Below are 11,773 nucleotides of genomic sequence, written 5' to 3'. Positions count from 1 at the left end.
CAGGATTTTAGTGCGCCAGGAATGAATGAGGCCTTATCGGGCCATCCACCGTTTATGGCCCCGCTTCCGGACCCCGCTTCTGGACACGGATGGACGTTCCCGGTCATATGCCCCGCATGAGGACCCCCCGCCCAGACACCACGCGGATTTCGAGCATGACACAGGCCGGCCCGGCCGGTTCCGGGCCCGGTGCCGGGATGAAGATCCTGTTCGCGTTCGAAAATCCGCTGCCCAGCACCGAGGCCGACGCCGAAGTCTTCGTCACCACCGCGCGCTACCTGGCGCCGCTGGTCGCGCGGGCATGGCTGCACGTGCCGATGCGCGACCGCGCGGCCTGCGCCGCATTGCAGCAGGCCATGGGGCAGCAGGCCACAGGGCAGCAGGCCACGGGCCGGCAGGCGACGGACCTGTCGGTGATACGGGCGTGGGCGCCGCCGGCGCCGGCCGGGTTGCGGCACCTGGCCTGCGGGCTGACGATCGTCTGGCGCCGCGCGTTCCGTCAGGCGAGTTTCGTCTATACGCGCAACCTGTGGATCGCGTGGGTGTCCATCCTGTTCCGCCAGCGCGTGGTCTTCGACCATTACCGCCCCTGGCCCGACCAGATTCCGCCCCTGCGCCGCTGGCTGCACCGGCTGATGTGCCATGAACGGTTCGTCATCAATATCTGCCATTCCGATTATACGCGGCAGAAATATCTGGACCTGGGCATTCCCGCCGAAAAACTGCACTGCATCCGCAACGGCTTCGAACCCGGGCGGCTGCGCACGCCCATGGCGGCCGACGCCGCCCGGCGGGCGCTGGACATTCCGGCCGATGCCAGGACCGTGGTCTATACCGGCCGCGTCAACCACAAGAAGGGCCTGCCGGTGGTGATCGAGGCCGCCCGCATGCTGCCCGACCTGCTGTTCATCCTGGTCGGTTCTTACGGCGAGGGGCCGATCGAGGACATGGCCCGCGACCTGCCCAACGTGCGCATCGTGCCGTTCCAGCCGCCGGAGGTCCTGAGCCAGTACGTGTTCGCCGCCGACGTGCTGCTGATCCCGCCATCGCTGCAGCCGCTGGCACGCTATGGATCGACCGTGCTGCCGCTGAAGCTGTTCTTCTACATGGCGTCGGGCCGTCCGATCCTGGCCGGCAACACCCCGGATGTGCGCGAGGTCCTGCGCCACGACCAAAATGCCTGGCTCTGCCAGCCGGATTCTCCGCCGGCCCTGGCCGATGCCCTGCGCCGGCTGATGGACGACCCCGCCCTGTCCACGCGCCTGGCCGCGACCGCGCTGGCCGAAAGCCAGGCCCTGACATGGGATGCGCGGGCAAACCGTATCATCGCCGCCATCGCGGAACGCATGACGGCGCCATCCACCCCCGCCGGTGTCTGGGACGGCGCGCAGCGTCGGGCCTGGCGGCGGCAATCCTGGCGGTGGCTGGTGCACCTGCTGCGCACCGGGTCGCCCGTCCTGCCGCCCGACACGATCCAGGGCGACCCCGCCCCGCCCTGAAGCCGGTGGCCGGGCGTGCGCGGCGTTTGACGGTGGGGGTAGCGATGAATATGATGACGGCACGTCCGGGACGGGTCGATGCGCGGCGATCCCCGCACCCTTCGGACCACAAGGGACGTCCTGCCCCCGTGCGCATTTCGTCGGACCGCACGTCCCATGATGGACAGTATCGCGCTTGATCATTCGGAATTATCTGCTTCGTGAAATCGGCAAGCCGCTGGCCGCGATGCTCGGGGTCTGCATGGCGCTGTTCGCCAGCTACAGCGCCGCCGACTTCCTGTCCGAGGCCGTGAACGGGCTGCTGTCCACCAATACGATCCTGGCCCTGGTGACGCTGAAGCTGCTGATCGGCCTGGAAGTCCTGGTGCCGGTGTCGCTGTACCTGTCGATCGTCCTGGCGCTGGGCGCGCTGTACGGCAATTCCGAAATCACGGCGCTGCATGCGCTGCGCGTGACGCCGGGGATGATCCTGCGCCATGTCATGACCCTGGCGGCCGGGGTCGCGATCGTGGTGGGGCTGCTGTCGCTGTTCGTGCGGCCGTGGGCCTATCACCAGTTGCACAACCTGTCCAAATCCGCCCAGTTGAGCCTGGATGTCGATGCGATGCAGGCCGGCACGTTCTACGTGGTGCAGAACGGCGCCCGCGTGATCTTCCTGACGGAACGCGAGGGACCCGGCACGCCGGCACGCGACATCTTCGTCCAGGTCCGCCGCGCGAAGACGACCCAGATCATCCACGCGGAACTGGGCTATCCGATGACGGACGAGGGCAAGCAATCCGACGTCTATGTCCGGCTGAAGAACGCCCATGTCTACGATATCGGGCGCCAGCCGGGGGTCAGCGACAAGGTGCTGACCGTGCGCGAGATCACCCAGGACCCGAACCGCCACAGCACCGAACCGCTGGGATACAGCTCCATCGCCGCGCCCAGCCTGCAATTGGCGGCCTCGCACGCGCCGGCGGACGTGGCGGAATTCCAGTGGCGCCTGTCCACCCCCATCACGACCATGCTGCTGGCCATGCTGGCCGTGCCGCTGGCGCGGGGGCGCCCCCGCCAGAACCGCTATGGCAAGCTGGGCGCCGCCATCCTGATCTTCTTCGTCTACTACCTGCTCTATACCTCGGCGCGGACGTGGGTGCAGCACGGCATGGTGGCCGCGATGCCCGGGATCTGGTGGGCGCCGGCACTGCTGGCGGTGCTGACCGGCTTCATGCTGCGCGACCAGATTCCCGCCCTGTTGGGGCGGCAGGCCCGCGCGGCATGAAACGCTTCGACCGATATATCCAGATGGTCACGCTGCGCGCCTTCCTGCTGGTGGCGCTGGGGCTGACCGCCCTGTTCAGCCTGCTGGAATTCGTCGATCAGCTGGCCTTCGTCGGGCAGGGGCATTACCGGCTGGCCGATGCCGCCGCCTATACCGCCCTGCTGGGGCCGGCGCGGTTCATGCAGGTTACGCCCATCGCCATGCTGCTGGCCTGCCTGCTGGGGCTGGGGGGACTGGCGAAGCATTCCGAACTGACGGCCCTGCAGGGGATCGGCCTGTCCGAGGCCCGGATCATCAGCGCCGTGCTGCGCCTGGTGGTTCCGATCGTCATGGTGCTGTTCCTGCTGGCCCAGTTCGTCGTCCCCGGGACCCGGCAGATGGCGCAGGAGGGCCGCGCCGCGGCACTGGCATCGGCCACCCAGAAGGATGACCAGGACCAGGCGTTCTGGGCCCATGGCGACCAGCAATATCTGAGCGTCCGCCGCTTCCCCAGCGAGACCCAGGCCGACGACATCGATATCTACCGCTTCGCCGCCGACGGCAGCATGACCAGCTATCTGCACGCGGCACGGGCGCAGATCGGCGCCGACGACGTGTGGACGCTGCGGGACGTGACGCGCAAGGACATCGTCGCCGACCAGTTCCATACAAGCCAGCTGGACAGCATGGCCTGGCATGCCTTCCTGTCATCGCGGCAGATCCGGTTCCTGAGCCTGCCGCCGGAAAGCGTGCCGCCCATTGCGCTGTATCGCTATATCCAGGACCTGAAGCGGCATCATCTGCCCGCGATGCGGTACGAACAGGAATTGTGGGCGCGCATCAGCATGCCGTTCGCGATGATCGCGCTGATCGCCTGCGCGGCGCCGTTCGTGTTCGGGCCGCCGCGATCACAGAATGTCGGCTATCGCATGGCGATCGGGGTCGCGATCGCCATCGTGTTTTCCCTGGGGCAGGAAATCACCAGCCGCCTGGGCCTGCTGTTCGATTTGAACCCGGCGCTGACGGCGCTGACGCCGTCGGTGCTGCTGATGATGTCGGCCGCGTATGTATTCATCCATACGCGGGAATAGCCGGCGACCTACGAAACGGTGTCGGCCACGAGCGAAAGCTCGCCACGATAAGCGTCGGACGGGCAGGCCATGCTGTCCAGTTCCGCCAGGATCGCCCGGTCGCACGCGCGCTGCCGCGCCAGAAGCAGCAGCAGGACCAGCGTCAGGCCGATGATTTCAAAATAGAAATAGGCCATGGGCACGCCGAGGAAGACGCACAGGAAGATGCCGATGGTGCGATAGTTGGCCGACAGGATCGACCAGCGGCGCAGCAGGGGGGCGGCGGCCTGACGATAGTGCTGGCGGATCGCATCCACATGGTCGGGGTGGGCCGCCATCATGGCGGACAGGCGCCGGTCCAGCCGGCTGTCGCCCCCGGCGGTCATCGCCTCGATCCGGTTGTACAGGCCGAACAGCAGGTCGCCCGCCCGCTGGCCGGATCGTGCCACCGACCGGGCGAGGGGGGAGCCGCCGCGCCCCCAGCCCCGGAAATAATCCTGCCGCTGCCGTTCATAGGCGGCGGACTGCACCGCGTGACAGAAGCCCGCCAGCAGGATCACGGGCCAGACCCAGCCACCATGGTCGCGGGCCAGGGCCAGCGCCAGGCCGGTATAGACGGCGATGAACGTCACGTAGTCGCAGATGCCGTCCAGGATCTTGCCGGTATGGGACTGCTTGCCCGTCAGGCGCGCCAGTTGTCCGTCCGCGCCGTCCATGACGTGCCAGACGACCATCAGCACGAATCCCGCCACCGCGCAGCGCGGATCATGGTCGCGATGATAGGCGACGCCGGCCATGATACCTGCCAGCATGCCGCCGAGCGACACGGCGTTGGGGGCCACGCCCAGACGGGCGAAACGCTGCGTCAGCCACGCCGAGATCGGGTGGATGACGTGCAGGTTGGTCAGTTCCTCGATTTCCGACGTCCGCCGGACGGGATCTGGGTGGTCCACGATTGCCGGTCCCTGTTCCATCACGCCCTTGCCCTGCGCATGGCCGGGGGTCAGAGCAACCCCTGCGCCATCAGGCGTTCTGCCTTGTCATAGGCGACGGGATCGTCGACATCGATCCACAGGCGTTCACCGATATCGCAGACATGCGCCTTGTGCCAGCGGGCCAGCGTGTTCATCGCGCCCGAGATGCTGTCCTCGCCCTCGGCCTGGCTGCTTTCCAGGGCGTCGAACATGATCGGCGTGCACAGGAAGATGCCGGTGTCGAACGCGTTGAAATCCGCGATCGATTTCCCGATATGCTCGATCCGTCCATCGCGGCACCGCACGCGGGTCACGTCGTCGGGGTCGTTGAGCATGCGCTCGACATCGAAATCGACGCCCAGCGTCACGGTGTCGGGCCGCGCGGGCAGCGACACCATCAGGCGGTTGATGCCGGGGTCCAGCACATGGTCGCACATCGTCAGCAGGAACGGGCCGTCGAGGAACGGCTTCGCGCTGAGCACGGAAATTCCGTTGGCGCGGTCCCACGCCGCATTATGGACGTGGGTGACGCGCACGCCCTCGCATTCCGCCATGCCGTCCAGGGCCTGGCGCAATTCGTCGCCGCGATAGCCGTTGATGACGACGAATTCATCGACCCCGCCGCGGCGGGCGCGGTCGATGACCTCGGCGATCAGGGGGCGCCCCCGGATGGGGACCAGGGGCTTGAGTGGCCCCTTGTCACGAAGACGACTGCCCTGCCCCGCGGCGACGATCAGGCATTTCATCAGGCGATGACGGCTTCCGGCGCATAGGCTTCGATGAAGGCCTCGACCATCTCGTGCGCTTCGTCATCCGTGTACTGGACCGGCGGATGCTTGCAGAAATAGGCGCTGGGGCCGGCCAGCACGCCGCCGATGCCATGATCGAGCGCCAGCTTGCAGCAGCGGACCATGTCGATGGCGACACCGGCCGAATTGGGCGAATCCTGGACCGACAGGCGCAGTTCCAGCTCCATCGGCACGTTGCCGAAGATCTGGCCTTCCATACGGACGAAGCAGACCTTGTTGTCGTTCTGCCACGGCACGTAGTCGCTGGGGCCGACATGGATGTGCTCGTTTTCCATCCGCGTCTTGGCGACGGCCTGGACGGCCTCGGTCTTCGACGTCTTCTTCGAGACCAGGCGTTCCTGGTTCTTCATGTTCAGGAAGTCGGTGTTGCCGCCCGTGTTCAGCTGGTAGGTGCGCAGCAGCTTCACGCCGCGCTTGGCGAACAGGTCGGTCAGCACGCGATGGACGATGGTGGCGCCCAGCTGCGACTTGATGTCGTCACCGATAATCGGCAGGCCGCGCGCGGCAAAGCGTGCGGCGAAGTCCGGGTCACTGGCGATGAAGACGGGAATGTTGTTGATGAAGCCAACCCCGGCCTCCAGCGCGCATTCGGCATAGAAGCGCGCGGCCTGCTCGGAGCCCACCGGCAGGTAGTTCAGCAGGATCTGCGCGCCGCTGCGGCGCAGTTCCTCGACCACTTCGGCCTTCGTCGGCTGGGCGGCGTCGGCCAGCACGAAGGTGCGATGCGGCTCGTACGAAGCCATATGTTCGGACAGGCCGTCCAGCACGGCGCCCATGCTCACGGTCACGCCGCTTTCGGGAATGTCCTGCTCGAACGTCTTCACGCAGTTGGGCAGCGCGAAGATGGCCCGGCTGACATCGGTGCCGACCTTGCGCGCATCGATGTCGAACGCCGCCACGACCTGGATGTCGCTGGGGCGGTAGCCGCCTACGGACTCATGCATCAGACCGACCACTTCCTCGCGGCAGCGCGCGGGAGTGTAGTAATGAATGCCCTGGATCAGGGCGCTGGCACAATTGCCGACCCCCGCGATCGCGATGCGGATACCGCCTTTAGTCTTCATAATCTATCCCGTGTACCATGCAGAAAAGGGCCCGTGCCCGCCACCCGTTGGCCGCCGCACGAGGAGAATGGCAATGTCGTCTGAACAGGTCCGGCGCCGGTGCCACGGCGACAAACGCATCGTCCGGTTTGTCGCGCAGCACTACTCCCAATGACACGTTCCGGGCAAGCCGGGATCATGATCCCCGGCCGGACCGTCGAAACGAAAACGGAGCCTCCTGTAATGCTGGGCGGCAGCATCCGGGAAATGCAGGGCAAGATCAAGGTCCTCCGCCCGCTGCTACATGCCGGAGCCGCCAGCGCGCGCCACATGCCCATGAAACCGTGGTTTTATGTTCCACGGCCGGGCGCGCGTGGGGTTAATTTCGATTCATCTTTCCATGGCGGATGCCATGCGGCCGGCTCGGCGGCGGCCCTCCCGCCATAGAGAAAACACCTTAAAAACTGGCTCTTATAGGAAAGTAAGGCACCGATCCCTACCTGAAAGACCCTGCGGCCGGGTGGGCAGCCTGTCGTGATCGAGTAAAATATAATCAATAAAGAGGCCGCACCCGCCACTCGGCTGCCCGGTGACCCAATTCATTTCGATTCCATGCGTAATAGATGGTAATACATAATGAACGCCCGTCCGGCGGATTTGCCCGATTTCCGGAATCCGCTCCGGGCCGGTCACGGGTTCGCGGGGTCAGCGCGGGCGCAGCAACGCGGTGGCGGCGGCGATATTGCGGGACGTGGCGCGGACATTGGTCGCGGCCTCGGCCAGGGCTTCCTCCAGCGTGCAGGGCCGGTTGACGACACTGAAGACCGCGTCGATCCCGTGCGCGTGCACGGCTGCGGCATCCGCCCCCAGCGCACCGGCAATGCCGATCACCGGTCGTCCGTGCCGGCGGGCGATGCGTGCGACACCGATCGGCGCCTTGCCGTGCACGGTCTGACCGTCGATCCGCCCCTCGCCGGTGATCACCAGGTCGGCATCGGCGACGATCGCGTCCAGGCCCAGCGCGTCCATCACGATATCCACCCCGGGCCGCAGCACGCCCCCCAGGAAGGCCAGCGCCGCCGCCCCCATGCCCCCGGCCGCACCCGCCCCGGGAACCGTGTCGACACGGTTCCCGGTCGCCGCGGCGATGGCCCGGGCATACAGGGCCAGATTGTCGTCCAGGCGCCGGACCATGTCGGGCATCGCCCCCTTCTGCGGACCGAAAATGGCCGAGGCGCCCAGCGGACCGGTCAGCGGATTGTCCACGTCACATGCCACCTCCACCCGGCAACCGGCCAGGCGCGGGTCCAGGCCCGAGAGGTCGATCCGTGCCAGACGGGCCAGCGCCCCGCCCCCGAACGGCAGATCCGCCCCCGCATCGTCGCGCAGCGACACACCCAGGGCCTGCGCCATGCCCGCCCCCCCGTCATTGGTGGCGCTGCCGCCCAGGCCCAGGATGATGTGCCGGCAGCCGCTGTCCAGCGCCGCCAGGATCAGTTCGCCCACCCCGCAGGTCGTGGCGGCCAGCGGGTCGCGCCGGTCGCGCGGCACCAGCATCAGCCCGGCCGCCGCCGCCATTTCCACGATCGCCGTGCGCCCGTCGCCCAGGATGCCGAACGCGGCTTCGACCGGCGTGCCCAGCGGCCCGGTCACGATCCGCGCCTGCATGCGCCCGCCGGTCGCGATCACCAGCGATTCCGCCGTGCCTTCACCCCCGTCGGCGGCCGGCAGCTTCACATAGGTCGCGCGCGGATAGATGTCGCGAAAACCATCCTCGATCGCATCGGCCACCTGCAGGGCCGACAGGCTTTCCTTGAACGAGTCGCAGACGATGACGATCTTCATGGCCGGTTCCCCTCGGCTGTTTCTGGATGGCCCAACATCAGCGCGAGATATCAGCGGTTTACGCGGGCTGGCGACATACGCAGCACCAGTGTCACGCCGAGGATGGCGAGGCCCGCCAGCAGGTACAGCGCGCCGTCAGTGCGGTGGGTCATGTCCTTGACCCAGCCGACCAGATAGGGGCTGACGAATCCCGCCATCTGCCCCATCGAGTTGATGAGGGCGAGACCGCCCGCCGCCGCCGCGGGACTGAGATAACCGCCGCAAAGCGGCCAGAACATCGGCAAGCCGGTCAGCGCGCCGGCCGTGGCGACGGTCAGCGCCGCCAGGGCCACCGGGGTGTCGTCCGGGAAGCGGGCGGCCACCGCCAGCCCGGCCGCCGCCATCAGCAGCGGAATGGCAAGGTGCCAGCGCCGTTCGCGCCGGCGATCGGCCGACCGGCCCATCAGGATCATGAAGATGGTGGCCGCCAGATAGGGAATCGCGCTGAGCCAGCCGATCGCCGCCGGATCGTGGACGCCGCTGGTGCGGATGATGCTGGGCAGCCAGAAATTGATCGCGTACACCCCGGCCTGGGTACAGAAATACAGCAACCCCAGCATCCAGATCGCCGGATTGCGCAGCACGGCGCCGAAACTGTCGGCCAGGCGGGGCGGCTGGTCCAGCCGGTCGCGATCCAGCGCATCCTGCACCGCCGCGCGTTCCGCCGCCGTCAGCCATCGCACCTGGCCGATCGTATCGCTGAGCAGGAACATCATGCCGATCCCGAGCAGCACGGTCGGCAGCCCCTGCAGCAGGAACAGCCACTGCCAGGCGGCGATTCCGCCAGGGGACGCGGCGAAGTGCCCCAGCATCCAGCCCGAGAGCGGGCCGCCGATGACGCCCGAAAGTGGAATCGCGGCCATGAACAGGGTCAGCACCCGCCCGTGCCGTGCCGAGGGAAACCAGCGGGTCAGATACAGGACGAGACCGGGAAAGAAGCCGGACTCCGCGGCCCCGGTGGCCAGGCGCAGCGCATAGAAGCTGGCCGGACCGCGAACGAACATCTGCGCGGCGGACAGGGCGCCCCAGACGATCATGATCAGCGCCAGCCAGCGCCGGGCGCCGACGCGCTGCAGCATCAGGTTGCTGGGTACGCCGCAGGCGATATAGCCCAGGAAGAAGATCCCCGCCGCCAGACCATAGGCGCGTTCGGTCATGTGCAGGGAATCGAGCATGTCGAGCTTGGCGAAGCCGACATTCACCCGGTCGAGATAATTGAATAGGTAACAGGCGAAAATATAGGGCACCAGGCCGAGCGTGACCTTGCGGAAGGTCGCATCCAACCGATGGTCATCCGCCGGCGGCGAGAGGGGGGCGTTTCCGTGCATCGTTCATCCCCGAGGCTTTTGAGACAGCCCCTTGTTCTTTTTTTCCTCCTCCACACGCACCTGCGTCTGGAGGGTTTCGCTGATGCTACGGCCGAATGATCTGGCCGTCTTTGTGCATCTGCACTAAAAATACCCATGACGGAGCCCGAAATTCCGGGTGGATGACGGAGCGCACGAGACCATGCCGAGCGTGGCGATCGATCCGGCCCTGGCACAGGCGATCGTAGACCGGTCGATGACCGTCATTGCCTGCAACATCAACGTGATGGATTCCCACGGCGTCATCATCGCCAGCGGCGATCCGGCACGGCTGGGGCAGGTGCATGACGGCGCGTTGCGGGTCATGGCCCGGCAGGAGGCGGTCGAGATCGAACCCCGGGCCGCGCCGCCGGACGGCGACGCGCGGCCCGGCGTCAACCTGCCGCTGCGGCTGGGCGGAGCGGTCGTCGGCTGCGTCGGGCTGACGGGTGTGCCGGGGACCATCCGCCCCTATGCGGAACTGGTCCGCATGGCGGCGGAGACCATGCTGGAGCAGGCACAGCAGAGCCGCACCCTGTCCCGCGAGACCCGCCTGCGGGAAGAACTGGTCCTGAGCCTGATCCGCGACGAAGCCCCCATCCCCGCGCTGGCGGCGTCGGCGGCGCGGCTGGGCATCGACCTGCGGCCGGCCCGCGTGGCCGCGATCGTCGAGATCCTGCCTCGGACACAGGACGGCATCGCCCTGGTGGGGGACATGCACCGGCTCGGCACCCTGCTGGGCGCGCCGGACCAGGGCAACCTGGTCGCCCCGCTGTCGCTGACCGAAATCGCGGTCCTGACGCCGGCGCTGACCGCCCGCGGGACATGGGACCCGGACCGCCTGCGCGAGCGGGCGCAGCGGCTGCTGGCCCGCGCGCAAACGGCCACGGGCCTGGACCTGCGGCTGGCGCTGGGGCGCCCTGTCGAAGGGCCGGGAGGCATGGCACGCTCCTACCAGGTGGCGCGCGCGACGCTGGCGGCCGGACGGCGGCTGCACCCGGCGCGGCGCGCGCTGTTCTATGAGGACATGCGCCTGCCGGTGCTGCTGGACGACCCGCTGCGGGACTGGCGGACGCAGGAACTGCGCGCCCCGCTGCGCCCCCTGACCGATGCGGCGCGGCATGCCCCGCTGCTGCGCACGCTGCGGACCTGGCTGGACCATGGCATGCAGCAGCGTGCGACCGCCGCCGCCCTGGGCCTGCATCGCAACAGCCTGGATTACCGGCTGCGGCAAATCGAACGGCTCTGCGGCGTCGACCTGACGCGCAGCGCGGATATCGTCGCGCTGTACCTGGCCCTGCACCTGACCCCGGACGCGGTCCCGGACCGGCCCGCGGACCCCGATCCCGCCCCCGTGGTCACGTGAGATCATATTCGGTTACATACGGTTTCTTTCCCTCCCCGCCCCGGGGCCACATCATCGACCGATCTGTTCATCGCTTTACGGACCTGACCATGACCCATTCCCGGACCCTGCTGTGCTGCCTGCTGATCGCCAGCGCCCCCCTTCTGGCGGCATGCGGCGATGACGGCACCGATTCGAACTGCCATGCGGGCAACGGCATGGGCGGCCATCACCGGTTTGGCGGCATGGGCGGCGGCATGGGGGGATTCGGCGGAGGCATGGGCGGCGGTATGGGTGGAGGAATGGGGGGCGGCATGGGCGGCGGCGGCATGGGTCGCGGAATGGGTGGGGGTGGCATGGGCCGAATGGGCGGCGACGAATCCTCCAGCCCATGTTCCAGCAGCAGCCATCAAGGGCAACAGGGTACCCATGGCAGCCACCGCCCGGGCGCCGACGTCAATCCCGGCAACGCGACCATCGGCGACCCGCAGTCCTGATCGCGACGGGAACAGGATTTTTTCGAATACCTGACGGAACGGGGTATGCGTGCCCCGCTT

The 11,773-nt window shown here is 67.6% G+C and carries 10 protein-coding genes; 5 read left to right on the top strand and 5 right to left on the bottom strand.

What is annotated here, in order from left to right; genetic code table 11:
• The first annotated feature begins 155 nt into the window (after positions 1–155).
• From GDI_RS02995 to lptG, 3 genes are all read left to right on the top strand, one after another.
• Entirely contained in the window at positions 156–1,499 is a 1,344-nt protein-coding gene (locus GDI_RS02995) for a glycosyltransferase (protein WP_157870986.1), read from the top strand.
• 175 nt (positions 1,500–1,674) lie between these two features.
• On the top strand, positions 1,675–2,766 hold the full coding sequence (lptF, locus tag GDI_RS02990; RefSeq protein ID WP_012223199.1) for an LPS export ABC transporter permease LptF: 1,092 nt from the start codon (positions 1,675–1,677) through the stop codon (positions 2,764–2,766).
• The gene (gene lptG, locus GDI_RS02985; protein WP_012223198.1) at positions 2,763–3,836 is read left to right on the top strand and encodes an LPS export ABC transporter permease LptG; all 1,074 of its coding nucleotides are present in this window, start codon (positions 2,763–2,765) and stop codon (positions 3,834–3,836) included. The genes lptF and lptG overlap by 4 nt, the downstream gene beginning before the upstream one ends.
• 8 nt (positions 3,837–3,844) lie before the next feature.
• Here the strand turns inward: lptG and GDI_RS02980 are convergent, their stop codons facing one another.
• From GDI_RS02980 to GDI_RS02955, 5 genes are all read right to left on the bottom strand, one after another.
• Positions 3,845–4,768 carry a CDP-alcohol phosphatidyltransferase family protein gene (locus GDI_RS02980; RefSeq protein ID WP_231854202.1) on the bottom strand — a complete coding sequence of 308 codons (924 nt, stop codon included), beginning with the start codon at positions 4,766–4,768 and terminating at the stop codon, positions 3,845–3,847.
• Between the two features lie 50 nt (positions 4,769–4,818).
• On the bottom strand, positions 4,819–5,535 hold the full coding sequence (locus GDI_RS02975; protein WP_012223196.1) for a phosphocholine cytidylyltransferase family protein: 717 nt from the start codon (positions 5,533–5,535) through the stop codon (positions 4,819–4,821).
• Positions 5,535–6,662, bottom strand: a complete 1,128-nt coding sequence (locus GDI_RS02970) for an inositol-3-phosphate synthase (protein ID WP_012223195.1) — start codon at positions 6,660–6,662, stop codon at positions 5,535–5,537. The genes GDI_RS02975 and GDI_RS02970 overlap by 1 nt, the downstream gene beginning before the upstream one ends.
• Positions 6,663–7,346: 684 nt before the next feature.
• Positions 7,347–8,486 (bottom strand): glycerate kinase, encoded by a 1,140-nt coding sequence (locus GDI_RS02960; protein WP_012223184.1) that lies wholly within the window; start codon positions 8,484–8,486, stop codon positions 7,347–7,349.
• A gap of 50 nt (positions 8,487–8,536) precedes the next feature.
• On the bottom strand, positions 8,537–9,853 hold the full coding sequence (locus GDI_RS02955; RefSeq protein ID WP_012223182.1) for an MFS transporter: 1,317 nt from the start codon (positions 9,851–9,853) through the stop codon (positions 8,537–8,539).
• A gap of 157 nt (positions 9,854–10,010) precedes the next feature.
• Between GDI_RS02955 and GDI_RS02950 the strand changes: the two genes are divergently transcribed.
• Both GDI_RS02950 and GDI_RS20135 read left to right on the top strand, forming a co-directional pair.
• Positions 10,011–11,237: a sugar diacid recognition domain-containing protein gene (locus tag GDI_RS02950; RefSeq protein WP_012223180.1), complete on the top strand. Its 1,227-nt coding sequence runs from the start codon at positions 10,011–10,013 to the stop codon at positions 11,235–11,237.
• A gap of 89 nt (positions 11,238–11,326) precedes the next feature.
• The gene (locus tag GDI_RS20135; protein ID WP_012553750.1) at positions 11,327–11,713 is read left to right on the top strand and encodes a hypothetical protein; all 387 of its coding nucleotides are present in this window, start codon (positions 11,327–11,329) and stop codon (positions 11,711–11,713) included.
• Positions 11,714–11,773: the final 60 nt, after the last annotated feature.

Origin of the sequence: Gluconacetobacter diazotrophicus PA1 5 (assembly GCF_000067045.1) — a bacterium.
GTDB classification, from domain to species: Bacteria; Pseudomonadota; Alphaproteobacteria; order Acetobacterales; family Acetobacteraceae; genus Gluconacetobacter; species Gluconacetobacter diazotrophicus.
Note: the sequence above shows the minus strand (reverse complement) of the source record. Positions and strands in the feature narration are given on the sequence as shown.